This window comes from Cypionkella sp. PAMC25878 (assembly GCF_058135695.1).
Genome location: NZ_CM176871.1, coordinates 3,514,974 through 3,539,830, shown reverse-complemented (window position 1 = coordinate 3,539,830; position 24,857 = coordinate 3,514,974). Strand labels below are relative to the sequence as shown.

Here is a 24,857-nt window from a genome sequence, read left to right as displayed (position 1 = left end):
CATATCACGCCTCGGTTGGCTGCCTTTTGCCGTTTTCACAGGCTTGCGCGCACAGAATTGAAGCTGCAGTCGCTGTTGCCGTTGCTGTATTTTTTGCCAGAACACGCCCCCGCGTCGATCACAAAGCGATGCACTTTCGCCGTAGGGCCTGCGCCGGTTGGATCGGCAATCACTTTGTAACTACCGGGCGCGTTGATCGGTTCTTTCAGGAATTTGCCTAAGCCACCGAAGTCCTGCGCGGTTGCTGGCAAAGCGAGATTCGCAAGAAACAGAGCCGCGCAGATCTCGCGCGCGCGCCCTAAAATATTCTGGCGAATTTGCGCCATGGCACCCCCCAACCCGCACATTCTATGGCAAGGTTAGGAGGCTGACTTTTGCATGTCAAAACGTATTGTCTAACCACGCAGAGCAGCCGCCTCGGCAGCCAGCACCGTGATCGCCGCCCAATCGCCCTTGGCCATCGCCTCTTTCGGGGCAACCCAAGAGCCGCCGACACACAGAATGTTCTTCAAGTTAAGGTAATCCCGTGCGTTTTTCAGACTGATCCCACCGGTTGGGCAGAACGACACCTGCGGAATGGGGGAGCCGATGGATTTCAGATAAGCCGCACCGCCAGCCTGCTCGGCTGGGAAGAATTTCTGCACCGTGTAGCCCTGTTCCAGCAGCGCCATGATCTCGGACGCCGTCGCAGCCCCCGGCAACAGCGGCAATTCATATTCTGCACAGGCGTCCAACAGCCGTTCGGTCGCCCCCGGAGAGACGCCAAATTTCGCCCCCGCCGCTTTGGCCGCTTTCACATCCGCAGGCGTCAGCAAGGTGCCCGCGCCAACCACACCGCCCGGCACTTCGGACATCGCCCGGATCGCATCCAGCGCGCAAGCAGTGCGCAGGGTGACTTCCAAGGCGGGCAGGCCGCCCTTCACCAAGGCTTCGGCGAGGGGTTTGGCATGGGCCATATCGTCGATCACCAGCACCGGCACCACCGGGGCAAGGCCGCATATTTCGGCAGCAAGGCGGGATTGTTTGCTCGGTTTCATTGTCGTCTCCATCCCCATCTTGCGGGGCAGGTTGAAAGTGAGGATGCCTCCGGCGGGGATATTTGAGCGCAGAGGATGACCTGCTGTTTCTCAAATACTCCCGCGCGGCAGGCGAAAACTTAGATTACCACGGCAGCACCAGTTTCCGAGGTGCCGACATTGCGGCGGAACGCCTCGAACAACTCGCGTCCCATGCCGTGACGGTTAGCGGACAGATCAGCGGTGACAGGCTCGCGGGCGTCGAAATCGGCGGCCAACACCGACAAAGTGCCCGCCACCGCATCCAGCCGCACAATATCGCCATCGCGCAGCCGCGCAAGCGGCCCCCCCTTGGCAGCCTCGGGCGAGACATGGATCGCCGCAGGCACGCGGCCAGAAGCCCCCGACATCCGGCCATCCGTCACCAAGGCCATCTTCAACCCGCGATCTTGGCAGACCGACAGCATCGGCGTCAGCGAGTGCAATTCCGGCATCCCATTGGCTTGCGGACCTTGGAAGCGCACGACGACAATGGTGTCAGAAGTGAACTCGCCAGCCTTGAACGCCGCTTTCACATCGTTCTGATCGTGGAAAATCCGACAAGGTGCCTCGATGATATGGCGCTCTGGTGCCACAGCAGACACCTTAATCACGCCGCGCCCAAGATTGCCGGACAGTTGACGCAACCCCCCGGTCGGTTGGAACGGATCAGAGGCGGGGCGCAGTATTTTGTCATTCAGCGTGTGGTTCGAACCCGGCGTCCAGGTCAGCCGCCCATCGAGCAACTTCGGCTCGGTCCGGTAATGCCGCAAGCCTTCGCCCGCCACCGTCTTGGCATCGCCATGCAAAAGCCCGTGATCCAACAGCTGCCCGATCATATAGCCCAGCCCGCCCGCCGCGTGGAAATGGTTCACGTCGGCCAGACCATTCGGGTAGACCTTTGCCATCAAAGGCACTGCTTGGCTGATCTCATCGAAATCCGCCAGATCGAGCAGCACGCCCGAGGCGCGCGCCATCGCAGGCAGATGCAACACCAAATTCGTCGAGCCGCCCGTCGCCATCAGCCCGACCAGACCGTTGACATAGGCGCGTTCGTCCAGAACCTCTCCGGCAGGGCGGAAATCATTGCCCAAAGCGGTGATCGCCACCGCACGCTCCACCGCATAAGTGGTCAAAGCCTCGCGCAGCGGCGTATTGGGATTCACAAACGACGCACCCGGCAGGTGCAGGCCCATGAACTCCATCAGCATCTGATTGGTGTTGGCGGTACCATAAAACGTGCAGGTGCCGGGGCCATGGTAAGAGGCCATTTCAGCCGCCATCAGCTCCTCGCGCCCGACGGCCCCGATGGCAAACGCATTGCGCACCTTGGATTTTTCGTCATTCGGCAGACCCGAGGTCATCGGCCCCGCAGGCACGAACACCGCCGGGATATGGCCGAAAGCAGCCGCCGCCATCACCAGACCGGGGACGATCTTATCGCACACTCCCAGAAATAAAGCTGCGTCAAAAGTGTTGTGAGACAAAGCCACGCCCGCCGACAATGCAATCACATCGCGTGAGAACAGCGACAGCTCCATCCCGGCCTGCCCTTGGGTCACTCCGTCGCACATCGCCGGAACCCCGCCCGCGACCTGCGCCGTAGCGCCAGCCTTGCGGGCGGCGTCGCGGATCAGTTTGGGATAGTCCTCATAGGGCTGATGCGCCGAGAGCATGTCGTTATAGGCGGTGACGATGCCAATATTCGGCACCCGGCCCGCCGCCAAAGCGTCTTTATCCGCCCCCATCGCCGCATAGGCATGCGCCTGATTGCCGCAAGACAGATGCGCGCGCGCCGGACCCTGCGCTGCCGCTGCTGCCAGCCGTGTCAGATAATCGCCGCGTGTTTGAGCCGACCGCTCGCGGATGCGGTCAGTCACGCGGTCAATGGTAGAGTTCAACGACATCGGGCACCTCAGGCTTGGCAAGAAAGCTGCAATAGCGGCGTGTTTTAGCTGTAACAGATGCTGTTAGCGCTAACAACCAGGTTCTGCGTCAGCCGCGCACAAATTCTGACCGCGAGGGTAGGGCGCTGACCGCAGGTCATTGGCCCGATGCAATCCGGCCAAAGTCGCGAAAGCACCTGCATCATACCTTGCTTTTGCGACAACTTCACCAAAAACCCGCCACATTTGCAGGGCTTTATTTGGTTAACGCCGGGGGGCAAACCAAAAGGGTGAAGCTATGAAGATGACTTCGATTTCCATTCTTGTGCTGACCTTGGCTCTTTCGGCCTGCGCGCAAACCGCCTCTATGTCGACGCAAAACCAAGTGTCGTCGGATCTGTCGCAGGCCTCGCGCCTGCCGCAAGCCCCCGGCCCGCATGGCCCGGTGATGCTGCAAGCGGAATATGATGTGAAGGCCGTCAATGTTTCGGTGCCACATTCGCTGCGAGTGTCCGAGGCCAACACCTTCCACCCTTCAGCCGATATTGTCTGGCGCGGCGATCTGCCGGGCGACCGCTATGCCCAAGTTAAGGCGATTTTCGATGACGCCGCCGCCCGCAGCACCGCCACGATGCGCACCGGCGAGCCTGTCGTGGTTGATCTGGAGGTGGTACGCTTTCACTGCCTGACCGAGAAAACCCGCTATACCGTTGGTGGCGTCCACTCGCTGCATTTCATGATGACGGTGCGCGACGCTGCAACCGGAGTCGTGCTGCAGGGCCCGCGCCTGATTGTCGCGGATGTGAAAGGTGCAGGCGGCAACCGCGCTGTGGCCGAAGAACAAGCGGGTCGCACGCAAAAGGTGGTGGTGACCGACCGTCTGACCGAAGTGCTGCGGCGTGAGCTTTCCGCGCCGATCACTGTGCTGCCCGCTGATGCGGTGGTGACGCGGTTTGACGGTACTCCGGCGCAGCTGGCCAGCCTTCAATAACCGATCGCGCTGAAAAACGCAGGCCTTTTCACAGACGCAATATCTTAGTATGGGGGGGGCATGAGCTCCCCCATTTCGCATACACCCGCCCCGAACACCTCCGATGATGCCGCCGACACCGGTTCTGAGACCGTCTCGCGCCGCTATCCTATCGTCCGCCTGCGTCCCAAGGCCGAGGCCCGGGCGTTGCGCCACGGCTTCCCATGGGTTTACGCCGATGAACTGGTGACGGACCGCCGCACCAATAACCTCGCCCCCGGCGCTTTGGCGATTTTGGTGGATGGAGATCGCCGCGATCTGGGTCTGGTGACGGTTAACACCAACTCCAAAATCATCGCTCGGATGCTGGATCGCAACCCCGAGGCGGACCTCGATCAGGCATGGTTTGAAGCCAAACTGACCCGCGCTTTCTCGCTGCGGGACCGCCTCTATGACCAGCCGTTCTACCGTTTGGTGCATGCCGAAGCCGATGGCCTGCCCGGCATCGTCATCGACCGTTTCGGCGATGTGGCGGTGATCCAACCCAACGCCGCTTGGGCCGAGGCGCATCTGGACGTGCTGGTCGCGGCCTTGCAGGCGGTGACGGGCGTTCAAACCGTGGTGAAAAACGCCACCGGACGCTCGCGCGGGCTGGAAGGCTTGAACGAGGAAAATCTGGTGCTGGTGGGGGGTGTTTCCGCGCCGATCCAAGTGCCGATGAACGGGGCTATCTATCTGGCGGATGTCACCGGAGGCCAGAAAACCGGGCTGTTCTTCGACCAACGCCCGAACCATGCTTTCGCGGCGGGCTTCGCGAACGGTGCCAAAGTGCTGGATATGTTCGCCCATGTCGGCGGCTTTGGCCTTGCGGCTTTGGCCCATGGCGCGGCTTCGGTGCTGGCGGTGGATGCTTCCGCTCCCGCATTGGCGCTGGCAGGGCTGGGTGCAGAGGCTTCGGGCTTTGCCGACCGCTTCACAACCCGCCAAGGCGATGCGTTTGACGTGCTGGAAGCGCTGGGCGCAGACCGCAGCCAATTCGATCTGGTGATCTGCGACCCGCCCGCCTTCGCCCCCGCCAAACCCGCCTTGGAAGCCGGTCTGCGCGCTTACGAACGTATCGCCCGCCTTGCAGCACCTTTGGTCGCCCCCGGTGGCTATCTGGTGCTCTGCTCGTGCAGCCATGCTGCGGATCTGGCGTCGTTCCGCAACGCCTCCGCGCGCGGCATCGGACGCGGTGGCCGTCGTGGGCAACTGCTGCACACGGGTTTCGCTGGCCCCGATCACCCAATGCTGCCGCAACTGGCGGAAAGCGGCTATCTCAAGGCCCTGTTCTTCCGGCTCGACTAGATGAAAGCCGTCCTCGACGCCTGCGTCTTATACCCCACCGTCCTGCGGGAAATCCTGCTGGGCGTGGCGGCGAAGGGGCTGTACGAGGCGCTGTGGTCCGATCGCATCCTGCGCGAATGGACCCGCGCCACAGCAAAACTCGGCCCCGAAGCGCAGGCGCTGGCGGAAACCGAAGCCACCCTGCTGCGTGTCGCCTTCCCGCGTGGTTGCGTGCGCGAGCAGCCCAATATCGAATCCCGCCTGCTATTGCCCGACCCCAATGATGTGCATGTGCTGGCCATCGCCATCGCGGGCCACGCCGATTGCATTGTCACCTTCAACGCCAAGGATTTCCCGCGCCATCTGCTGTCCGAAGAAGGGCTAGAGCGCCGCGACCCTGACGGCTTGCTCTGGCAGCTGTGGTCGTTCCATCCCGGTGACGTGGCCGAGGTGGTAGCCCACGTCCACGCCACCGCCGAAGCAATGAAGGGGGAAGCTATCCCCCTGAAATCCCTGTTGAAACGCGCGCAACTGCCGAAGCTCGCCAAGGCGATTCTCGCCGATGTGTAGGATGGGTTTTTAACCCACCTTGCGGAATGGTGGGTTTCGGAACGGTAGGTTGAAACCCCACCCTACGCCTCCCGCCAACGTGCGTCCAAAACCTCAATCGCGGCGATCCGGTCATCGGTTTTCGGATGGCTCATAAGCCAAGCCGGGGTGCCCGCCCCCGCAGCGCCAGTCAGCGCCGAAAGCTTGCGAAACAGCGACACTTGCGGCCCCACACCAATCCCCGCCTTCACCAGCAAAGCCGCCGCATAGGCATCGGCGTCAAACTCATCGCGCCGCGACATATGCGCCATCAACGCGCCCGAAATCATATTAGCGATCCATACCCCAATCCCCGGCAGGAACCTATTTAGCAGCGCCGACAGCATCACGAACACCGCATTTTGCCCGGTGAAATCAATCATCCGCCGCCGTGTGTGACCCAACGCCACATGCCCCAACTCGTGTGCGATCACCGAGGCAAGCTCGGCATCCGAAACCTCACCCTTCGCCTTACGGTCCAAAAACCCCTGCGTTAGATAAATCTGCCCATCCGGGGCGGCGAGCCCATTCACCGCTTCAATCTGATAGACATTGACCTTGATCTGCGGCAATTCCAACGCCACCGCCATCTTTTGCGCCAAAGCCAACAGCCCTGGATCGCGCAAAGGCTGGCTTTGCTCGGCCAGCATCTTTTTGGTGCGCCAAACCGAAAAGCGCATCATCAGCAGGCCATAGCCAATCGCCAGCAGAAAGGGGAGAAACTTCAACATGCCTCCAATATGGCGCAAGCCGGTTTCTGCGCAAGGCCGGAGCGCCGCGTCTTAGCGCAACGCCTTGATGCCGCGAGAGATCCCGTCCAGCGTCATCGGCACCATCCGGCCCGCAAAAATCTGCCCGATCAGCCGGATCGACTGGGTATAGCCCCAGTGCGCTTCCGGCACCGGGTTGATCCACAAATGGTTCGGCCAGCGGTCACAGGCGCGTTGCAGCCACGTTTGGCCGCTTTCGGCGTTCCAATGCTCTGACGCGCCGCCGGGGTGCAAAATCTCATAGGGGCTCATCGAGGCATCACCGACGAAAATGCATTTGTAATCAGCGCCATAGGTCCGCAATACCTCGGCGGTCGAAGTCTGCGCATCCCAACGCCGCGCGTTGTCGCGCCACACGCCCTCATAAAGGCAGTTGTGAAAATAGAACGGCACCAGATGTTTGAACTCGGCGCGGGCGGCGGAAAACAATTCCTCCATCACCTTGACGTAAGGGTCCATCGAGCCGCCAATATCAAGGAATAACAAAACCTTGACAGCATTCCTGCGCTCGGGTCGCACCTGCACATCTAGCCAGCCATGCTCGGCGGTGGCGCGGATTGTGCCGTCCAGATCCAACTCCTCAGCCGCCCCGGTGCGCGCCCATTTCCGCAAGCGCCGCAGCGCCACTTTGATATTGCGGGTGCCAAGTTCCACCTGATCATCCAGATTGCGAAACTCGCGCTTGTCCCAGACCTTGACCGCGCGCTGATGGCGGCTTTGGTCCTGCCCGATCCGCACACCTTCCGGGTTATAGCCATAGGCGCCGAAGGGCGAGGTGCCCGCCGTGCCGATCCATTTATTGCCGCCCTGATGACGGCCCTTCTGTTCGGCCAGACGCTGCTTCAAGGTCTCGATAAGCTTATCAAAGCCACCCAAAGCCTCGATGGCCGCGCGTTCCTCAGCCGTCAGATGCTTTTCCGCCAGCTTTTCCAGCCAAGCGGCGGGCAGATCCAAAGCCTGCAAAACCTCCGATTCAGAAACAGCCTCCAACCCACTGAAACTATAGGAGAAAGCCCGATCATAGCGGTCAATATGGCGTTCATCCTTCACCATGGTCAGACGACCCAGATGATAGAACCCGTCTGCGTCATAGGTCACCAGACCCGCAGCAAGACCTTCCAGAAACGCCAGATATTCGCGCAAAGACACCGGCACGCCTTCTTTCCGCAACGCTTGGAAGAAGGGCAGGAACATCGACTAGCCCGCCAAAGTCCGGTGCAGATAGATCGTCAGGAACAGCCCGATCAGCGCCAGCATGATCGCATAGGCCGCGCCATATTGCAGCATATCCAACCCGCGCCCGCCGCGCCGTTTGGCACTGAAAGCGCCATAGATCGCACCGATCAGTAACCCAGCCAAAACGATCACGGCCTGCCCCTTTGCTGGGACAGGCCGCAACAGACCAATGCCCCGAAATTATCCCCGATGCCCGCGCGCGCCCAGATTGGCAATTTCAGCCATCCGCCCGCGCACCTGACGTTCCGAGCCGAAGCCATAACGCGCCCAGCCCAGACTGTCGAGACGCAAGCCCCGCGCTTCCGCGACACGCCCCTCGTTCTCCAACGCCTCAGCCTTGATCAGCATCAGCGTCGCCAGCAAGGACGCATTCTCGGCCCGCTTCACCACCGGCATGGCGCGATCGGCAAAGGCAATCGCCTGATCCGACTGACCTGCGGCCAAAGCAATCGCCGCCAGTTGCATATCGACATGCGCCACATGCACCTGCGCGCCCGGAATGCTGCGATAAATCCGCCCGGCTTCTGACAAGGCCACGACGGCCTGTGCCGGGTCCGAACTCGCCAGCGAGCGCCCCACCGCATAATAGCTGAACGCGAGGCGGCCATCATGCCAGCCCTGCGCCATCGCGATCGACCGCATCGTTTCAGCCGCGCGCAACCGGGCGGCGTTGCCGCCACGCGGACCAAATGCACCTTCGACCGCCGCCACCCACGACCGCGGTGCGATGGATTTGATGTCAGGCACACCGCCCGCGCCACGCGGATTCATCTGCGCCAGCAGAGCAGGCACATGCTTGGCGGCCTCCGCCTCATTCATACCGTTGCGCAGGGCGGGGGCGTAGTGCATCCGCAGCATCAGCATATCAAACCCGGTCAGCACCGAGTTGAAATTGTCATCGTTAAATACCGAATCGGGGAGGTGATAGAGGTCGTTCAACGGCCCCATCGCTTGGGCGGTTTCCTCGTTCAGACAGTCGCGGATCTCTTGCGGCGCGGCATCCGAGGGCACGAAAATAGCCACATGCTCGCGCGAGGTCATCGTGGTCCAATCCACCTTCGGACCATTGCGCTCGGTCTTATATTCCGCCCAAGACTGCACGCGCGGCACCACGAAACAGGCGGCCATCGGCACGACCCGTGCCATTTGGGCGCGCGGCTGGAATTCCAAGGTGATCGAGGCATTGTCCTCAGGCTTGGCGAAGCCGATCGGCAGTCCAGCTTCGGCGCGGAAGCGGTTGATCAGACGTGACATTTCGGTATTGGCGGTGGCAGGCACATCGCCGGTCAGCCGCACGGTGATCGGGCCTTCAAAGCGCGAAAAGCTGGGGATCGCCCGCCCGCTTTCCATGCGGAATTCCAGATCGAGGAAATCGCGGGCAATTTCGGCATTGGGGCGGGCGGTCGCCGTTGTGGCTACCGCGCCAAAGCTTTGCAAAGCGGGCAGGCCGAGGCCATTGCCCCCGGCTTCAGTGTAATTTTTCGACACCTGCGCTTGTTGGGCAGGCATACAAGCGGAGAGGCCGATAACGGCGATCAAAGGTAACAGGCGCATGGGCTGGCAGACCATTCATACAAGGTTTCAAGGGCCGCAGCGGCCCCATCTCAGTTGGCGAAGCGTGGCGGGACGCGCGCAAAACGCTGATCAGACCTTTGACGACAAATGCCCCCGCATCCGCCGCCAAAGCCTTGCCTGACCGGCTCAAAGCTCGCGTATCCCCCGCGCCGTCACTCCTCGTCCCAAGCCACGCGCGCCGGAGCAGACCGACGGTTGTGGAGGGATGAGAAGCCCGGTTTGGCAAGCAAAACGCGCGTCCCGTAGCGCCTCTGCCTTCCGTCATGGGCCTCCTGCCTGCAATGATCGCCAATCCACCGAGCAGCGGCAGATTGGCCTGACCTTTGCTCTGCGCCGCGCGCATCCGGTGGCAGATCACCGAAGGCACAGCCGCTTTGCCCAACGCCCGCTGCCCATTCAGGACGGCTTGGCAAGGGAACAAAGGCAGGGCGTAAGTCATTTGAACTCATTGCAGTTAGGAAGCTCACTCTAAAGGCGAGACAACAGGCTTGCAGTGTCGGTTTTCGGGCATGATCATGTCAATCTTTAGGATTCCGCACAAAATCATCGAAACTACCTATGGATGGTTGCCGAAGCGGAAACGCCATATTATCCACAAATCGCTCGCCATATATTTCAATATGTTACATAAAATTGAGTTTTCGTTACTATATTGTGGCAAGACTATGTCTAAACTACGGCAGAATCGCCCGATTCTCGATTCTGGCTACACAATTCGGAAACCAAACCCCGATTGTCGCTAAGAGTGAATATTGCCTGCCACAATCACCCCGCCGCCCCGGACTTGATGCGAAGCCTCTGGCTTACACCCACAGACGAGGCCCCGGATCAAGTCCGGGGCGGCTTGGGCTATGCGAAGACCTGCGTTAGCGTTGACCGCGCGCCATAAACGCCAGTCGTTCAAACAGATGCACGTCCTGCTCATTCTTCAGCAAAGCGCCGTGCAGTTTCGGCAGGCTGTGCTTGCCCTCGCGCTTCAAATCCTCGGGGGCAAGGTCTTCCGCCAGCAGAAGCTTCAGCCAATCCAGCACTTCTGAAGTCGAGGGCTTCTTCTTCAAGCCCGGCGTCTCCCTGATCTCAAAGAACTGCGTCAGCGCGGTGGTCAGCAGCGCAGGCTTAATGTCAGGGAAATGCACCTTCACAATCGCCGCCAGCACATCCGCGTCAGGAAAGCGGATGTAGTGAAAGAAGCAACGCCGCAAAAACGCGTCCGGCAGTTCTTTCTCGTTGTTCGAAGTGATGATCACCACCGGGCGATGCAGCGCCTGAATGGTCTCGCCGGTCTCATAGACGTGAAACTCCATCCGGTCGAGTTCCTGCAACAGATCATTGGGAAATTCGATATCGGCCTTGTCGATCTCATCAATGAGCAAAACCACGCGGGCAGTGGCGGTGAACGCTTGCCACATCTTGCCGCGCCGGATGTAGTTGGCCACGTCATGCACCCGCGCTTCGCCCAACTGGCTGTCACGCAAACGGCTGACCGCATCGTATTCATAGAGGCCCTGCTGCGCCTTGGTTGTGGATTTTACATGCCACTCAATCAGCGGCATCTCTAATGCACGCGCCACCTGCCGCGCGAGTTCGGTCTTGCCCGTCCCAGGCTCACCCTTCACCAACAAAGGCCGCTGCAAGGTCACCGCCGCATTGACCGCAATCGCCAGATCGTCGGCAACAATATAGCGGTCGGTTGAGTCAAATTTCATAAGATTTCCAAGCCACTGCATAAAGGTCGGACAAACCTTAAAGCCCACGCGAATTTGTCGCAACCGCTAGTGACAATCCTTTCCGATTCCTTTAGATGCACGCCCATGCAGGAGCGCGTCATGACCACAGCCCACCTGGCAGCGCATCCTGAGAAATGGGAGAGTGCCGCAATGAAAGCCGAAACCTTCTTGCCAGACGATTATCGTCCTGCCGAGGATGAGCCTTTCATGAACGACCGGCAGCTGGAATATTTCCGCCGCAAGCTGCTGACCTGGAAGCAAGAGCTGCAGGGCCAATCCGCCGAGACCATCGACAATCTGCAAGACTCTGGCCGCAACGTGCCTGACATTGCCGATCGTGCCTCGGAAGAAACCGATCGCGCGCTAGAGTTGCGCACCCGCGACCGTCAGCGCAAATTGGTGTCCAAGATCGACGCCGCTTTGCGCCGGATTGACGCCAACGAGTTCGGCTATTGCGAAATGACCGGCGAGCCGATCAGCCTGAAACGTCTGGATGCGCGTCCGATCGCCACCATGACTCTGGAAGCGCAAGAAAAGCACGAGCGCCGCGAGAAGGTCCACCGCGACGATTGAGCCGCTTGCGGCCCGCGCGTTGATACGAAACAGATAGCGCCAGACCGCAGGGTCTGGCGTTTTCGTTTGGGGGGCTTGGGATGAGCATTGTGGGGCAACCGATCACGGTGTTGGGCGCGGGCGTCGGCGGTCTGGCCGCAGCCCTCGCACTGGCGCAAAAAGGCGCGGAAGTCACCGTGCTGGAACAAGCCGACGCGATCCGCGAGATCGGCGCGGGTCTGCAAATCTCGCCCAATGGGGCTGCGGTGCTGCGCGCATTGGGTCTCAGCACGGTCCTTGATGCCGCTTCCATGCGTGCGCAAGCGGTGGAATTACGCGATGGTCGCGACGGCGATCTGGTTTTGCGCCTCGACCTCGCCCGCCTGCGTCCGCAACAGGGGTACCATTTCCTGCACCGCGCCGATCTGATTGACCTGCTCGCCAAAGCCGCCCGCGCCGCTGGTGTGCAAATCCATCTGCTGCAAAAGATTGAAACCGTCGATCTGTCTGGCCCCCGCCCCCGCCTCACGACCACCCTCGGGACTGAATCCCAGCCAAGCCTGCTGATCGGTGCCGATGGCCTGCATTCGAAAACCCGCGCCGCGCTGAACGGCAAAGTAGCCCCCTTCTTCACCCGCCATGTCGCTTGGCGCTGCATCATCCCCGCCGAGCCCGACGCCGCCCCGGTGGCCGAGGTCCACATGGGCGCGGGTCGCCATCTGGTCAGTTACCCTCTGCGCGGCGGCACCCTGCGCAACATCGTCGCGGTCGAAGAACGCAACGCCTGGGTCGAAGAAAGCTGGTCGCTGCGTGACGATTCGATCGAGATGAAACTGGCGTTCGAGGACTTCAGCCCCCGCGCGCAAAGCTGGCTCGACCGCGCAGAAGATGTCTATGTCTGGGGCCTGTTCCGCCACCCTGTCGCGCAAGTCTGGAGCAAAACCCTGCCCGAAGGTGCCGCCGTGATCCTCGGCGACGCCGCCCATCCAACGCTGCCCTTCCTCGCGCAAGGGGCCTCGATGGCGCTGGAGGATGCATGGCTGCTGGCGGATCGGCTCGCAAAGCTGCCCCTCGCCGAGGCTCTCACCGCCTACCAAATCGCCCGCAAACCCCGCTGCACCCGCATCGTTGCCGCCGCAAATGGCAACGCCAAAGCCTATCACCTGTCCGGCCTGCAGCGCAGCATCACCCATACCGCCCTCCGTCTGGGAGGCCTGATCGCCCCCAACCTCGCCCTCAAGCGCTTCGACTGGCTTTACGACTACGACGTGACGCAAAGCTGACTCTTAGGTCATCCTCTGTGCTCAAATATCCCCGCCGGAGGCTTCCTCTCCCAACCTAAGGAGCGCGCCGCGCTGGAGTATTTTTGCCAAGATAAAAGCCGCTTAGCGCTCCCGCCACCAATCTTGCACCTGCAATTTCCAATAGGTCGCCTGCGCCACAGCCAAGCCCAAAGGCCCGCCCGCCCAGTCCAAACCGAAGCCCGCGAACATCGCCAAGCGGTCGCTTTCGCCCAAGATGGACTCGGCCAGCACCTTGCCAGCCACCGCCGTGGTGTTCAGCCCATGCCCGCCAAACGCCGTGATATGCCACGCGCCCGGCTCCATCAGGCCCACCTGCGGCATCAGATGCCGGGCGTAACCCATCTGCCCCGACCAACTGAGGTCGGTTTTCAACGCCGCAAGTTGCGGAAACGCCCCGATCATTTCACGCCGCAACTCCTGCGCCACACCTGCTGCCGAGGCCGCCCGTGTGGTGATCCGCCCGCCCCAGAGCAGCCGATTGCCGCCTTCGATCACCCGGTAGTAATCCGACGCGCGGCGATCATCTAGCACCGCCTCGCGGGTCCGAATGGCGCTGGCGATCAGATCGGGGGCGACGTCCGACACCATCATATACGTGGCAATCGGCAGTACCGCGCGCTTCAGCCGTGGCACCAGCCCATCGGTATAGCCCCCGGTCGCAAACACCACGCGCGGCGCGCGGGCCTCGCCTTGCGCGGTCGTAACCACCTTCGTCGCGGCCTTGAATCGCGCCTGTGTGGCGGGGGAGCCTTCATAAATCCGCCCACCCAGCCGCTCCAACTCCGCAGCCAGCCCGCGCAGATAGTTCAACGGATGGATGTGAAACGCCTGAGCATCCGCCAACCCATGAAAATAGCGATCACTCACCAACCGCTCGCGGATCGCGGCGCGGTCGAGATAGGTCAGCTCATAGCCAAAATCCTGCGCGAATTCCGCCGCGTAAGCGTGCAGATCATCGGCGCGGTCAAAGCGGCGCAGGTTCAACAGGCCCGAGATCGGATCGGCCCCCGTGATACCCAGATCGCGGATATAGCCCCGCACCCGATCCACGCCCTCAATCGTCAAACGATGCAGCGCGCGGGCGGCCTCTACGCCCACCCGCGCCGTAATATCTTCCGATCCGCAGGCAAACGCGGGCGAGACGATACCGCCATTGCGCCCCGACGCGCCCCAGCCCACCGCCTGAGCCTCCAACACCAGCGGCTTCAACCCGCCCCGCGCCAGTTCCAGCGCCGTTACCAACCCCGCCAGCCCACCGCCGACCACGATCACATCGGCCTCCTCAACCCCGCGCAGCATAGGGCGGGCGCGGCTCTCGGACAGGCTTTGCGCGTAATAGGTCGTAGGGTAGGGCAGGGTCATGGCATGTTCCTTCAAGTTGCACAGGTTGTTGCCCTCTGGCCTGTGCGTGTCAATCGGCCCTGATGCTGCAACAATGCCAATGCCTTGGGCAAAATGGCAGGCGTGATGGCCCGCGTTGCACGGCACGGCAGTGATCTGTTTCCAGTTGCTTTCAGGCAAGCTTGCGCTAGCGTTTTGCCCAACGCTCCGCTTTGAACCCCAATTCCCTTTGATCCCCTAGCGCAGAGGTGACGCGATGCTGCGGTTTCTGGCTTTCCTCGCTTTGGCGGCCTGCGGCACCGTGGATTACGACCACGCCCCGGTCGGCAAGCTGAGCGGCACCGTATTGGTGATGTGGGTGGGCGATACCCAAGCGGGTGAAGGCGACGGCCGTTTCGTCTATGTCCCCTCCGCCACGCCTTTGCGGTTTGAGCGTGCTAACCCCTCGGCCACGCTGAAAACCATTCAACCCGAGATGATGTATACCGACGGCGGCTCGATCCCGGCTTTGGCGCAGGTGTTTAAGGGGTTTTCGCCTTGGGGCTATGCGCCCGCCTATATCCTGCATGACTGGCTGTTCGAGGCGCGCAAATGCGTCAACGACAACAGCGCCAATCCCGATCAGGCAGTCGTGACACAGATGCCCTTCGCGGAATCGGCGACCGTCGCGGCAGAGGTGATCCAGACCCTGATCGCCACCAACACCGTGGCACCAAACGACGTCGCCCCACAGTTGATTGCCTCGGCAGTCGCCGGTCCCATCGCCAAATCCCGCTGGAAAGAGGTTGGAGCCTGCGCCCGAAACAAGGTCAAGCCCGCGCATATCGACATGATCCGCCGCGCTCTGCCGACACTTTCGACCGCACGCACGGGTCAACGGCTGGCAAAAGGCCCGGTGGCGCAAATCGTGCAGGTGATCGACTTTGGCCCACCCTAAAGTCGCTCAGGCGTCAAGTTCAATCCAGACCGGCACATGATCCGACGGCTTGTCGCCCGCGCGCACCTGTTTGTCGATCTGGCAGTCTTGCAGCAGATCCGCCGCTTGCGGTGACAGCAGCAGATGGTCAATGCGGATGCCGTTATTGCGCTCCCACGCCCCCGCCTGATAATCCCAGAACGAATACTGCCCCGGCGATTGGTTGCGCGCCCGAAACGCCTCGGTCAGCCCAAGGTTCAGCAGCCGCCGCAGCGCCGCACGGCTTTGCGGCAAATAAAGCGCGTCCTCCAGCCACAGTTCGGGCTTGGCGGCATCCTCGGCCTGCGGGATCACGTTATAGTCGCCACAGAACACCAAAGGCTCCTCCAGCGGCAACAGGCTTTCCACCCGCGCCTGCATCCGCGCCATCCATGCCAGCTTGTAGTCATATTTCGGCCCCGGCGCTGGGTTCCCATTCGGCAGATACAGCCCACACACGCGCACGGCCCTTGCCCCGATCACCGTCGCCTCAATCCAGCGGGCCTGCGCGTCGTCCGCATCCCCCGGCAAGCCCCGCGTCACATCCTCCAGCGGCAGTTTCGACAGAATCGCCACCCCGTTGAACGATTTCTGCCCGTGGGTTTCCACCCGGTAGCCCATCGCCTCAAACACCTCGCGCGGAAAACCTTCATCCACGGATTTGATTTCCTGCAAACACACTACATCCGGGGCCGCCGCCGAAAGCCAAGCGGGCAAAGCCTCAATCCGGGCCTTGATGCCGTTGATGTTGAAGGTGGCGATTTTCATAGGAAGCCTCCGGGTTACGCCCAGTCATAAGCCCCCGTCCCGCGGCAAACAAGCCAGCCAAAGCGCATCGAGGCGGTCAATCTCGGCCACATCATAGGCCGACAGATCCTCCCAATACCGCCCCGAGGGCGCAAAATACCCCAACTCCGCCTCGCGCGCCTGCGCCGCAGCCACCCGTCCTGCATCAAACGCCAACGGGCGAACCACAGCCAGATCCGACAAAGCCGCCCGCGGGCACAACAACCGAGACGGCCCCACTGACAGATTCACCACCGCACATCCCTGAAGCGCTGCCAGCACGATCAACCGCACTGACTTCGCTTCCAGACTGCGCAGCGTGATGTCGCGACGCAAAGGATCTGGCGTCCCAACCCCGTAGAAATGCGTCTGACCTGCCGGATAATGCATATCACAGCCAAACACCGCCAACACTCGAGGCTTCAGCGCATCCAGTGCCCAATACGCCGCCGTGTAAGCCATCGTTGCGCCCGCATAAACGAAGCCGCCGTATCGGTTTTGCGCGGGCACGAAGTCCGCTTCGGTCACAAGAGCCTGATGCTGACCCGGCACCGCGACCCGGTCTGGCGGAAAATCCCACGGATAGATCGAAAAGTCCCAATCAGCGCGCACGCGCCACGCATTGTTGATCGCCACAAGGGCATCAAAGGCGCGCGGCCAATGTGCGGCCTCGGTAGCCATCGGGGCGGAGCCCAGCATCAGCACAAATGTCATTTTTGCTCCCAGATCAGGAGCTTGAACTAGATTGTCTCAGAATGAAATCCAGCCCTAAACGGAAAACGATGTACCGCATCCGCAAGCACTTGCCACATTCGGGTTTTCAATCACAAACCGCGCGCCGATGATCTCATCGCTGAAATCAATCACCGCATTGGCCAGAAACGGCAACGAGACCTGATCGACCAGCACGACCTGCCCATCGCCTTCAATCACCAGATCATCGGCCGCCTTCTCATCCAGTTTGATATCATACTGAAAGCCCGAGCAGCCGCCGCCCTCAACCGCGACCCGCAACGCCTTCTTTTCGCCAGTCATTTCGGCAATCTCGGCAAGTCGCGCAAAGGCGCGGGGCGTGACACGAGGGGGCAAGTTCAATTCCATGGCATTTCTCTATCCATTGGCGGTTGAATCCGAATATAGGGGAACCCAACGCATACAACAAGAACGGCCCCGCATATGCTTGCCCCTTTCGCCTGCCAACCTGACCAGTCCCGAGGCCGCCTGCACCAAGAGCGGATGTCGAGCTTCCGCTCGCCGTTCCAACGCGACCGCGACCGTATCATCCATTCCTCGGCCTTCCGCCGCCTGAAACACAAAACCCAAGTCTTTGTCGAACACGAAGGCGATTATTACCGCACCCGGCTGACCCATTCGATCGAGGTCGCACAAGTTGCCCGCACCATCTCCGGAGTCTTGGGCCTCAACACCGATCTCGCCGAAGCCATCGCCCTCGCGCATGATCTCGGCCACACCCCGTTCGGCCACACCGGAGAAGATGCGCTTGCCCTGCTGATGGCCCCCTATGGTGGCTTTGATCACAATGCCCAAGCCCTGCGCATCGTCACCCGGCTGGAGCGCCATTACGCCGATTTCGACGGCCTAAATCTGACGTGGGAGAGCCTCGAAGGCATCGCCAAGCACAACGGCCCGGTGACTGGCCCCAATGCCGATGAGAAACACAGCGGCCCCTTGCCCTATGCCTTGGCCGAAGTGAACGCCCAGTGGGATCTGGAACTGCACACCCACGCTAGCGCTGAAGCCCAAGTCGCCGCCATCGCCGATGACGTCGCCTATTCGCATCACGATCTGCACGACGGGTTGCGCTCGGGTCTGTTCGATGAAAACGACCTGATGCAACTCCCCGTCACCGGCCCCGCCTTTGCCGAAGTTGACGCCCTCTATCCCGGTCTGGATAAAATGCGCCGCCGCCACGAAGCCCTGCGCCGGGTATTTGGCCGCATGGTCGAAGACGTGATCGCCGTCGCCAAAAACCGCCTCGATGCCGCGCAACCGCAATCGGTCGAAGAAATCCGTGCGATGGGTATGACGATCATCCGGTTTTCCAAACCGCTCTACCAAGAACTGAAAGCCATCCGCAGCTTCCTGTTCCACCGCATGTATCGCGCGCCCTCGGTGATCGTGATGCGCAAACAGGTCACCGAAGTGGTGAACGGCTTGTTCCCGCTGTATCTCGCCCAACCCGAAATGCTGCCCGAGGAATGGCGCACCGACATCACCGCCGCCCAAACAGAGACCGAACTCGCCCGCCTTGTGGCCGATTACGTCGCAGGCATGACCGACCGGTTCGCCCTACAAGAGGGGCAACGACTGCTGGGCTAAGCCTACACTTAGGTCATCCTCTGTGCTCAAATATCCCCGCCGGAGGCATCTCAGGCCAGCCTCGAATGCCTCCGGCGGGGATATTTAAGCCAATGTGAAAGCTAAAGCCCCAATCCTACCGCAGCAGGTCTGCAACCGCCTGATGTCCCGCCTGCACCGCGTAATCGAGCGGCGTGGCATGGGCAAAACCTTCATCGCGCAAAGTCGCATCTGCCCCACGCGACAGCAGCACCTCTACGACCTCGCCCAACCCCAAAGCCGCCGCCACATGCAGCGGCGTCAGTCCTTGGGCCGATGGCGCGTTGATTGCAGCCCCAGCATCAAGCAAAGCCACAATCAGCGGCAGCGGGTCTTCGGGCGTAGCGTCATATTCATCCAGTACAGCGGCACGCTCGACCGCCGCCTGCAACACGGATCGTCCGTCCTTGTCGGTGCCGTCCAGCGCCACGCCCTGCACAAGAAACCAGCGCAGGCTAGCGAGATTGCCCAGATCAATCGCATTGAACAACCAAGACTGGCCGACAAAGCTGTCTGAACTCGCGGCAAATCCCGGCCCCAACCGCGCCAAAAATCCGGTATTCCCGGTTTGCAGCGCCTCAATAATCTGATCGTAGTCCGCGACCACCGCCGCATCAGCCGTCACAAGGGCAGGGGCTTTCCGCCGTGATAGCAGGGCCAAAGCCCGCCCAGCAATCCGCCAAGCCAGCCGCGCGAAAAAGCCCAAACGGGCTCGCCAAGCGCGGAATCGGGCAGAAAATGAGGGCGGATGTTCAGGCATGATCACACCTTGCCACGCGTATCAAAACTTAACAAATCCTGAATGGGCATCTGTAAGTCATTGATTCCACGTCACGCAAACCCTGACCACGCGTGGACACTCAGCTTTTCCGCGCAGCCAGGCCCCAGACCCCCGCCAGTCCAGCGGAAATAATCGCGTTCCACCCCGCCATCGAGATCCCCAGCATCGCCCACGGCACCGCATCGCAACGCACCGGTTTTCCGACCGAAATATCCATGTTCAAAAGATCCCCGCCGCCGATCCCCTGCAAAGTATCGACCGTGCAGGTCGCCAGCCCCGCGAACCAGCCCAGCTCGACCCCGGCATGATAAAACCCGATCCCTGCCGTGACCAGCAGGGCAACCATCCCCAGCAGTGGCAGCGCCCCCCCTCGACCCCGCAGCGCCAGCAGCCCGATCAAGATCGCCACCCCATGCGGCCAACGCTGATAGATACACAGCACGCAGGGGATCAACCCGCCGAAATACTGGAACGCAAACGCCCCGCCCAGCAAACCCACCGAGCCCAGCGTGGCAATCCAGATCAAAGAAGTCCGCGTCATCAAAGCCTCACATCATCCGCGTCGCAAGCCAGATCAGCCCGCCAACCACCACCAAGCCGCCCACAATCAGCGCCAACCGCCGCTCAATAAAGCCCGCCATTACCGCCCCGTAGCGCTGCAACAGATAGGCCAGCAGATAAAACCGCCCCCCCCGCGCCACAATCGCCGACAAGATGAACCATTTCAGATCGAATGACACCACACCTGACAGAATCGTGACCACCTTCATCGGCGGCAAATGCGACAGCCCGGAGGTGACCAGCATCACCAAAATGGCGGTATCGCCGGTCTGCGCCTTCAACGCCTCAAACGCGCCAAGTTTGCCGTAGAATTCCAGCGCCGGGCGGGCCAGCAGATCGAAGGCGTAATGCCCGATCAGCCAGCCAAAGATGCCGCCCAGAACCGAGGTGATCGTGGCGATCAACGCGTAACGCCACACTCGATCCGGCCGCGCCAGGCACATCGGAATGAACAGCACATCCGCCGGGATCGGAAACACCGAGCTTTCCACAAAGGACACCGCCCCCATCGCAGGTTCGGCATAGCGCGAGCCTGCCCAGTGCAGCGTCCAATTATACAGCTTGCGAAACATCAAGGCTCTCCGCGCTTTTGCGCTCAATGGCCACGCGCGGGGCTCGGGGTCAAGAGGGCGGATCGGCGCAACCCGATTGCACTTCACGCGTTGAGAGTTAGATTGACCAAAACAGGGTGGAGTGAAGTCATGGAATGGCGTGGACGCAGAGGCAGCGGCAATATCGAAGACCGGCGCGGCGTCCGGGGCACGCGTGGGGCCAGCATCGGTGGTGCGGGCGGGATCGGTGTGATCGCGGTGGTGGTGATCGGCTATTTTCTGGGCTTCGATCTGACCCCGCTGCTCAACGACAACCAGACGCAAACTCAGCAGACGGGCGCTCCGGCTGAGATGAGCGATGCCGACAAGCAGGCCGGGCAATTCGTCTCGGTGGTGCTGGCAGATACGGAAGATATTTGGGCGACGGTGTTCAAGCAGCAGTTGGGAGAGACTTATGTGCCTGCCAAGCTGGTGCTTTTTAAGGGTGTGACAAACTCGCCCTGCGGTGATGCTTCGGGGGCGACGGGGCCGTTTTATTGCCCCGGTGACAAGAAGGTCTACCTAGACACAGATTTTTTCACCATGATGTCGCGCCAGTTGGGCGCGGGCGGCGATTTTGCGATGGCCTATGTGGTGGCGCATGAAATCGGCCATCATGTGCAAGACGAGTTGGGGATTCTTAGCAAAGCCAATGAAGTTCGTGCGCAATCTTCCGAGGCTGACAGCAATGAGATTTCGGTGCGGATCGAATTGCAGGCGGATTGTCTGGCCGGGATTTGGGCGCGTGAAGTGCAGCAGACTTATGGCACCATCGAGAAGGGCGATTTTGAAGAAGCCGTCAACGCTGCCAAGCAGATTGGCGACGACACCCTGCAGCGCAACGCGGGACAGGTGCCGATGCCGGAAAGCTTCACGCACGGCACCTCAGCGCAACGCTCGAAATGGTTTATCACCGGGCTGAACTCTGGCCAGCTGAGCGCGTGTGACACGTTCAGAACGAATAACCTTTAGCGATGATTTGCTTGCGCAAATCCTGTTGACGCGGACAAGAGGCGCGGCTAAACCGCGCCTCGGATCAGTGAAGCACTGGTCCTGACACTTCGGATCGCTCTGCGGCCCCTACCAAGAAGTGTGAACTGTGCGGGCGTGGCGGAATGGTAGACGCGACAGACTCAAAATCTGTTTTCGCAAGGAGTGCCGGTTCGAGTCCGGCCGCCCGTACCATCAAACTTCCCTTTATAAATGGCCATCGCCACCCTGCGCACGCGCAGATTGTGGCAAAGCTAGGGCGATTCATCGTTAACATCAAGAATCACCCCGCAGTTCACTCGGTTTTATAGTTAATTTTGAGCATCTTACTGGCGAAAATCAGCAGCCGATTCGCAGGATCGCCTCGGTTGACCTAGCGTCATCCTGAACAGTTTCCGCCAAACCGCAGAATTGACGCCGTCTCGGCAACAGCGTTTGGAGATTGTGGTGAAAGAATGGCAAATAATCTCTCTGATGGTTAAGGTAGTATAGGGGTTTTGGCTGGTTTCCGTTCTGGAAACAGCGGAGCGGCTTGCGGGCGACGAAGCGTCGCAACTTTCGGGTCCTAACGCCTGATAAGCCTGCGTTTTTCAAGATGCCCACTGTTTTCAATCTCGAAACCCCGCGTCTGATGATACAATCAGGGCGTGTGAGCGCCATTTTGACAGGCAGTGATTGTGGCAGAACGATGCCCGAAAGCTGCCGCAATTAGGCCTTTTTTTACTTTGCGCCCGGCATAACTGGCGGTATTCAGATCAAGTCTTACTGGGAAAGACAAAGGCCGTGGGGGCGGTCGTTCAGTGGTGATGTGTCGCAAGGCATGTGTGGTGTGAGAGATTTGCTGCCTTAGCCTTGGGTTCTGCGACCAGAGGCTTGTCATGAAAATTGTATCTTTTTGACCGGAAGCCGTTGGTTTCCGAACAGCATCGCTTTCGCTTCACCTCAGACGGCAGGCAACTAGGCGCTGGCCTCGGATGAAACCGGGTTTGCGCCTTTTCGGGGTCGCTTCACAGCGATCTGGGCTTGGGTCGACGAGAGACGGAATTCCGTCTCTCAGGTGAAATGAGGGATATGACATGCCGGTTTTTGCGCAATTTAATTTCAACGACGTTGGCAGCAACGCCTTGGACAGCGCGCCGGCGTTGGGCGATCAGCTGGGCACCTACCGCAACGGTGCGACCTCGGTTGGCGGGCAAGCCGTGCTGGACGGCCAAGACGACATCGTGAAGATTTTTCAAGATCCGGCCTATCAGATGGATCAGGGCACGCTGGACATCAAATTCACCTTGGCCAATCAACCGCTGACCGCGACGCAGACGGTGCTGTCGCGTGACAGCGTCGGCGACACGGCAGGCGGTTACCGCATTGAAATTCAAGCAGATGGATCGGTGGTGATCAGCCATGAGACCGGCGCTGGCACCGAAACCTTCGGCACCGGACCGGGTTTTGCCAATCCGGGCGACGAGATCAGCCTGTCCTATTCCTGGGATCAGGGCGGCGCGGGCGGTCAGTTGCATATCGACAACGTGACCAGCAGCGACAGCTTCCAAGACACGGTGCCGAACACCCTGACGATGGATATGGGAGGTCTTGATCAGCCTTGGATCGTCGGGGCAGGGCAGGCGAGCTCGGATGCGGGCACGCTGGACAATATTGATCAGCATTTTGCGGGCTCGGTCGATCTGTTCCAACTGTCGGATAGCGTGGACAACTGTGATCCGCGCGATGGCTATGTGGATGGCACTGCAGGCAACGATCTGATCGACTTCAACTATACCGGCGACCCGGATGGTGACTTCATCGACCATAGCGATGCGATTTTGGACAATGACGGTCCGAATGATGACCGGGTGCGGGCAGGCGCCGGCGATGACACGGTTTACGCTGGCTTGGGCGATGATTTGGTCGATGGCGATCTGGGCAATGACGTGCTGTACGGCGAAGCGGGCGATGACACGCTGAACGGTGGTGCTGGCAATGATGCGCTCTACGGCGGGCCGGGCGACGACTCGCTGCGCGGTGGCGATGGTGACGACACGCTGATGGGCGGCAATGGCAATGATCTGGCGTATGGTGGCGAGGGCAATGATGTCATCGACACTTCGGGTGGCGGTGCAACTCCGCTGCCGGATCAGGGTTATCCGGGGCTTTACCCTTCGGACTGCGACCCGAGCAACGATCTTGATACGGTTTACGGTGGCGTGGGTGATGACACCATCCGCACCGGCGATGATGCTGACGTGATCTATGGCGGCTTCGGTAATGATCTGATCGACGGTGGCTTCGATAACGACACCATCGACGGCAACCAAGGCAATGACGTGATCATCGGCGGCGAGGGGGCCGATCTGATCGACGGCGGCCAAGGTGATGATCTGATCTATGGCGGCTATGGCCCCGGTGTGCCGGATGCGGTGAATATACCGGACGCGGCGGGCGATCTGCTGCCGAACAACGGCAATGACAGCATCGTTGGCGGCATGGGCAATGACACCATCTTCGGGATGGACGATGATGACACCCTTGATGGCGGTCAGGGCAATGACCTGCTCTATGGCGGCGTTGATGATGACAGCATCCGGGGCAATGTCGGCAATGACACCATTATCGGTGGTGAGGGGGCGGATTCGTCCGAAGGCGGCAATGACCGCGATACGTTCCTTGTCGGCTCGGCGGCGGATGGTGCGGGCGATGTGATCGACGGCAACGAGGGTGGCGACGACTATGACACGCTTGATCTGACCGGATCGGGCCCGCTGCACATCATCTATGATCCGAACAATGCCGAAAACGGCACGGTTCAGTTCCTCGATGCGGATCGCAACGTCACCAGCACGCTGACCTTCACCAATATCGAGAACGTCATCCCCTGCTTCACCCCCGGCACGCTGATTGCGACGCCGAAGGGTGAGGTTCCGGTTGAGATGCTGAAAGCCGGTGATCGTATCATCACCCGCGACAATGGTATTCAGGAAATCCGCTGGACCGGGCGCAAGGATATGGGCTGGCACGATCTGGTGGCAAACCCACATTTGAAACCGGTGCTGATCCGTCAGGGTAGCCTTGGCAATGGGCTGCCCGAGCGCGATATGATGGTGTCGCCGAACCACCGTGTGCTGGTCGCCAATGATCGCACAGCACTCTATTTCGACGAGCATGAAGTGCTAGTTTCGGCCAAGCATCTGGTGGCGGGCAAGGGCATTGATAGCGTGAATGCGGTCGGTGCAAGCTATATCCACTTCATGTTTGACCGCCATGAGGTTGTGCTGTCGAACGGTGCTTGGACCGAAAGCTTCCAGCCGGGCGACTACACTCTGAAAGGCATGGGCAACGCGCAACGCGGCGAGATTTATGATCTGTTCCCCGAGTTGAAGACCGATGCGGGTCTGGAGGGCTACCATTCGGCCCGCCGCACGCTGAAGCGTCACGAAGCCATGCTTTTGGTGAAGTAAAGGTTTATGCAGCCAGGGCGGGGTCTTCCCCGCCTTGACAAGAAGGGGGTCCTT

24 protein-coding genes and 1 tRNA gene are annotated in these 24,857 nt (G+C 60.6%); 10 read left to right on the top strand and 15 right to left on the bottom strand.

Going from position 1 to position 24,857, the window contains the following annotated elements; all coding sequences use genetic code 11:
• Nucleotides 1-35: 35 nt before the first annotated feature.
• The 3 genes from ACS5RD_RS17305 to edd all read right to left on the bottom strand — a co-directional run bounded on the left by ACS5RD_RS17305 (nt 36) and on the right by edd (nt 2,962).
• Nucleotides 36-326 (bottom strand): hypothetical protein, encoded by a 291-nt coding sequence (locus tag ACS5RD_RS17305; RefSeq protein ID WP_489928420.1) that lies wholly within the window; start codon nt 324-326, stop codon nt 36-38.
• Between the two features lie 69 nt (nt 327-395).
• On the bottom strand, nt 396-1,037 hold the full coding sequence (gene eda, locus ACS5RD_RS17300; protein WP_489928419.1) for a bifunctional 4-hydroxy-2-oxoglutarate aldolase/2-dehydro-3-deoxy-phosphogluconate aldolase: 642 nt from the start codon (nt 1,035-1,037) through the stop codon (nt 396-398).
• A 119-nt stretch (nt 1,038-1,156) separates the two neighbouring features.
• Nucleotides 1,157-2,962 carry a phosphogluconate dehydratase gene (gene edd, locus ACS5RD_RS17295; RefSeq protein WP_489928418.1) on the bottom strand — a complete coding sequence of 602 codons (1,806 nt, stop codon included), beginning with the start codon at nt 2,960-2,962 and terminating at the stop codon, nt 1,157-1,159.
• Nucleotides 2,963-3,239: 277 nt separating this feature from the next.
• On the opposite strand from edd, the gene ACS5RD_RS17290 reads away from it, so the two are divergent.
• From ACS5RD_RS17290 to ACS5RD_RS17280, 3 genes are read left to right on the top strand one after another with little or no spacing between them, the layout of a single operon-like run.
• Nucleotides 3,240-3,932, top strand: coding sequence for a DUF6778 family protein (locus ACS5RD_RS17290; protein WP_489928417.1), 693 nt, complete (start codon nt 3,240-3,242; stop codon nt 3,930-3,932).
• A gap of 60 nt (nt 3,933-3,992) precedes the next feature.
• Complete coding sequence (locus ACS5RD_RS17285) at nt 3,993-5,258, top strand: RSP_2647 family RNA methyltransferase (RefSeq protein WP_489928416.1); 1,266 nt, start codon at nt 3,993-3,995, stop codon at nt 5,256-5,258.
• Nucleotides 5,259-5,807, top strand: a complete 549-nt coding sequence (locus tag ACS5RD_RS17280) for an RSP_2648 family PIN domain-containing protein (protein ID WP_054004545.1) — start codon at nt 5,259-5,261, stop codon at nt 5,805-5,807.
• Between the two features lie 62 nt (nt 5,808-5,869).
• On the opposite strand, the gene ACS5RD_RS17275 is transcribed toward ACS5RD_RS17280, so the two are convergent.
• The 5 genes from ACS5RD_RS17275 to ACS5RD_RS17255 form a co-directional block, all read right to left on the bottom strand.
• On the bottom strand, nt 5,870-6,556 hold the full coding sequence (locus ACS5RD_RS17275; protein WP_489928415.1) for a M48 family metalloprotease: 687 nt from the start codon (nt 6,554-6,556) through the stop codon (nt 5,870-5,872).
• Nucleotides 6,557-6,607: 51 nt separating this feature from the next.
• Entirely contained in the window at nt 6,608-7,789 is a 1,182-nt protein-coding gene (locus ACS5RD_RS17270; RefSeq protein WP_489928414.1) for a vWA domain-containing protein, read from the bottom strand.
• A gap of 3 nt (nt 7,790-7,792) precedes the next feature.
• Nucleotides 7,793-7,963: a hypothetical protein gene (locus ACS5RD_RS17265; protein WP_054004542.1), complete on the bottom strand. Its 171-nt coding sequence runs from the start codon at nt 7,961-7,963 to the stop codon at nt 7,793-7,795.
• Between the two features lie 48 nt (nt 7,964-8,011).
• Nucleotides 8,012-9,385: a DUF2927 domain-containing protein gene (locus ACS5RD_RS17260; protein ID WP_489928413.1), complete on the bottom strand. Its 1,374-nt coding sequence runs from the start codon at nt 9,383-9,385 to the stop codon at nt 8,012-8,014.
• Nucleotides 9,386-10,272: 887 nt separating this feature from the next.
• Entirely contained in the window at nt 10,273-11,112 is an 840-nt protein-coding gene (locus ACS5RD_RS17255) for an AAA family ATPase (protein WP_489928412.1), read from the bottom strand.
• Nucleotides 11,113-11,283: 171 nt separating this feature from the next.
• Between ACS5RD_RS17255 and dksA the strand changes: the two genes are divergently transcribed.
• Together dksA and ACS5RD_RS17245 are read left to right on the top strand one after the other, a co-directional pair.
• The gene (gene dksA / locus ACS5RD_RS17250; protein ID WP_054004539.1) at nt 11,284-11,706 is read left to right on the top strand and encodes an RNA polymerase-binding protein DksA; all 423 of its coding nucleotides are present in this window, start codon (nt 11,284-11,286) and stop codon (nt 11,704-11,706) included.
• An 80-nt stretch (nt 11,707-11,786) separates the two neighbouring features.
• A complete protein-coding gene (locus ACS5RD_RS17245; RefSeq protein ID WP_489928411.1) occupies nt 11,787-12,968 on the top strand; it encodes an FAD-dependent monooxygenase in 1,182 nt (393 codons plus the stop codon).
• A 102-nt stretch (nt 12,969-13,070) separates the two neighbouring features.
• Here the strand turns inward: ACS5RD_RS17245 and ACS5RD_RS17240 are convergent, their stop codons facing one another.
• Nucleotides 13,071-14,351: an NAD(P)/FAD-dependent oxidoreductase gene (locus ACS5RD_RS17240; RefSeq protein WP_489928410.1), complete on the bottom strand. Its 1,281-nt coding sequence runs from the start codon at nt 14,349-14,351 to the stop codon at nt 13,071-13,073.
• A 235-nt stretch (nt 14,352-14,586) separates the two neighbouring features.
• Here ACS5RD_RS17240 and ACS5RD_RS17235 point away from each other — a divergent pair, with 235 nt between their 5' ends.
• Complete coding sequence (locus tag ACS5RD_RS17235; protein ID WP_489928409.1) at nt 14,587-15,267, top strand: hypothetical protein; 681 nt, start codon at nt 14,587-14,589, stop codon at nt 15,265-15,267.
• Nucleotides 15,268-15,273: 6 nt separating this feature from the next.
• Here the strand turns inward: ACS5RD_RS17235 and xth are convergent, their stop codons facing one another.
• Genes xth through ACS5RD_RS17220 form a run of 3 tightly spaced genes read right to left on the bottom strand, consistent with a single transcriptional unit; the run spans nt 15,274 to nt 17,166 of the window.
• Nucleotides 15,274-16,053, bottom strand: coding sequence for an exodeoxyribonuclease III (gene xth / locus ACS5RD_RS17230; RefSeq protein WP_489928408.1), 780 nt, complete (start codon nt 16,051-16,053; stop codon nt 15,274-15,276).
• Nucleotides 16,054-16,077: 24 nt separating this feature from the next.
• On the bottom strand, nt 16,078-16,785 hold the full coding sequence (locus ACS5RD_RS17225; RefSeq protein ID WP_489928407.1) for a hypothetical protein: 708 nt from the start codon (nt 16,783-16,785) through the stop codon (nt 16,078-16,080).
• Between the two features lie 54 nt (nt 16,786-16,839).
• Nucleotides 16,840-17,166 (bottom strand): HesB/IscA family protein, encoded by a 327-nt coding sequence (locus ACS5RD_RS17220; RefSeq protein ID WP_054004703.1) that lies wholly within the window; start codon nt 17,164-17,166, stop codon nt 16,840-16,842.
• An 81-nt stretch (nt 17,167-17,247) separates the two neighbouring features.
• On the opposite strand from ACS5RD_RS17220, the gene ACS5RD_RS17215 reads away from it, so the two are divergent.
• Nucleotides 17,248-18,411 (top strand): deoxyguanosinetriphosphate triphosphohydrolase, encoded by a 1,164-nt coding sequence (locus tag ACS5RD_RS17215; RefSeq protein WP_489928406.1) that lies wholly within the window; start codon nt 17,248-17,250, stop codon nt 18,409-18,411.
• Nucleotides 18,412-18,526: 115 nt separating this feature from the next.
• Here the strand turns inward: ACS5RD_RS17215 and ACS5RD_RS17210 are convergent, their stop codons facing one another.
• From ACS5RD_RS17210 to ACS5RD_RS17200, 3 genes are all read right to left on the bottom strand, one after another.
• Nucleotides 18,527-19,189: an ankyrin repeat domain-containing protein gene (locus tag ACS5RD_RS17210; RefSeq protein WP_489928405.1), complete on the bottom strand. Its 663-nt coding sequence runs from the start codon at nt 19,187-19,189 to the stop codon at nt 18,527-18,529.
• Nucleotides 19,190-19,289: 100 nt separating this feature from the next.
• Nucleotides 19,290-19,751, bottom strand: a complete 462-nt coding sequence (locus ACS5RD_RS17205) for a disulfide bond formation protein B (protein ID WP_054004532.1) — start codon at nt 19,749-19,751, stop codon at nt 19,290-19,292.
• Between the two features lie 7 nt (nt 19,752-19,758).
• Nucleotides 19,759-20,343, bottom strand: a complete 585-nt coding sequence (locus ACS5RD_RS17200) for a YqaA family protein (protein WP_489928404.1) — start codon at nt 20,341-20,343, stop codon at nt 19,759-19,761.
• Between the two features lie 129 nt (nt 20,344-20,472).
• On the opposite strand from ACS5RD_RS17200, the gene ypfJ reads away from it, so the two are divergent.
• The 3 genes from ypfJ to ACS5RD_RS17185 all read left to right on the top strand — a co-directional run bounded on the left by ypfJ (nt 20,473) and on the right by ACS5RD_RS17185 (nt 24,803).
• Complete coding sequence (gene ypfJ / locus ACS5RD_RS17195) at nt 20,473-21,333, top strand: KPN_02809 family neutral zinc metallopeptidase (protein WP_489928403.1); 861 nt, start codon at nt 20,473-20,475, stop codon at nt 21,331-21,333.
• 129 nt (nt 21,334-21,462) lie between these two features.
• Nucleotides 21,463-21,546 (top strand) — tRNA-Leu (locus ACS5RD_RS17190).
• Nucleotides 21,547-22,427: 881 nt separating this feature from the next.
• On the top strand, nt 22,428-24,803 hold the full coding sequence (locus ACS5RD_RS17185; protein ID WP_489928402.1) for a Hint domain-containing protein: 2,376 nt from the start codon (nt 22,428-22,430) through the stop codon (nt 24,801-24,803).
• Nucleotides 24,804-24,857 lie beyond the last annotated feature (54 nt).

Excerpts from the sequence above, each read along its gene's own strand:
- ACS5RD_RS17240 (WP_489928410.1), bottom strand. The coding sequence starts at position 14,351 with ATGACCCTGCCCTACCCTACGACCTATTACGCGCAAAGCCTGTCCGAG.
- ACS5RD_RS17270 (WP_489928414.1), bottom strand. The coding sequence starts at position 7,789 with ATGTTCCTGCCCTTCTTCCAAGCGTTGCGGAAAGAAGGCGTGCCGGTG.
- ACS5RD_RS17290 (WP_489928417.1), top strand. The coding sequence starts at position 3,240 with ATGAAGATGACTTCGATTTCCATTCTTGTGCTGACCTTGGCTCTTTCG.
- ypfJ (WP_489928403.1), top strand. The coding sequence starts at position 20,473 with ATGGAATGGCGTGGACGCAGAGGCAGCGGCAATATCGAAGACCGGCGC.
- dksA (WP_054004539.1), top strand. The coding sequence starts at position 11,284 with ATGAAAGCCGAAACCTTCTTGCCAGACGATTATCGTCCTGCCGAGGAT.
- edd (WP_489928418.1), bottom strand. The coding sequence starts at position 2,962 with ATGTCGTTGAACTCTACCATTGACCGCGTGACTGACCGCATCCGCGAG.
- ACS5RD_RS17305 (WP_489928420.1), bottom strand. The coding sequence starts at position 326 with ATGGCGCAAATTCGCCAGAATATTTTAGGGCGCGCGCGCGAGATCTGC.
- ACS5RD_RS17245 (WP_489928411.1), top strand. The coding sequence starts at position 11,787 with ATGAGCATTGTGGGGCAACCGATCACGGTGTTGGGCGCGGGCGTCGGC.
- ACS5RD_RS17235 (WP_489928409.1), top strand. The coding sequence starts at position 14,587 with ATGCTGCGGTTTCTGGCTTTCCTCGCTTTGGCGGCCTGCGGCACCGTG.
- ACS5RD_RS17225 (WP_489928407.1), bottom strand. The coding sequence starts at position 16,785 with ATGACATTTGTGCTGATGCTGGGCTCCGCCCCGATGGCTACCGAGGCC.
- ACS5RD_RS17255 (WP_489928412.1), bottom strand. The coding sequence starts at position 11,112 with ATGAAATTTGACTCAACCGACCGCTATATTGTTGCCGACGATCTGGCG.
- eda (WP_489928419.1), bottom strand. The coding sequence starts at position 1,037 with ATGAAACCGAGCAAACAATCCCGCCTTGCTGCCGAAATATGCGGCCTT.
- ACS5RD_RS17210 (WP_489928405.1), bottom strand. The coding sequence starts at position 19,189 with ATGCCTGAACATCCGCCCTCATTTTCTGCCCGATTCCGCGCTTGGCGA.
- ACS5RD_RS17185 (WP_489928402.1), top strand. The coding sequence starts at position 22,428 with ATGCCGGTTTTTGCGCAATTTAATTTCAACGACGTTGGCAGCAACGCC.
- xth (WP_489928408.1), bottom strand. The coding sequence starts at position 16,053 with ATGAAAATCGCCACCTTCAACATCAACGGCATCAAGGCCCGGATTGAG.
- ACS5RD_RS17280 (WP_054004545.1), top strand. The coding sequence starts at position 5,259 with ATGAAAGCCGTCCTCGACGCCTGCGTCTTATACCCCACCGTCCTGCGG.
- ACS5RD_RS17260 (WP_489928413.1), bottom strand. The coding sequence starts at position 9,385 with ATGCGCCTGTTACCTTTGATCGCCGTTATCGGCCTCTCCGCTTGTATG.
- ACS5RD_RS17275 (WP_489928415.1), bottom strand. The coding sequence starts at position 6,556 with ATGTTGAAGTTTCTCCCCTTTCTGCTGGCGATTGGCTATGGCCTGCTG.
- ACS5RD_RS17205 (WP_054004532.1), bottom strand. The coding sequence starts at position 19,751 with ATGACGCGGACTTCTTTGATCTGGATTGCCACGCTGGGCTCGGTGGGT.
- ACS5RD_RS17285 (WP_489928416.1), top strand. The coding sequence starts at position 3,993 with ATGAGCTCCCCCATTTCGCATACACCCGCCCCGAACACCTCCGATGAT.
- ACS5RD_RS17200 (WP_489928404.1), bottom strand. The coding sequence starts at position 20,343 with ATGTTTCGCAAGCTGTATAATTGGACGCTGCACTGGGCAGGCTCGCGC.
- ACS5RD_RS17215 (WP_489928406.1), top strand. The coding sequence starts at position 17,248 with ATGCTTGCCCCTTTCGCCTGCCAACCTGACCAGTCCCGAGGCCGCCTG.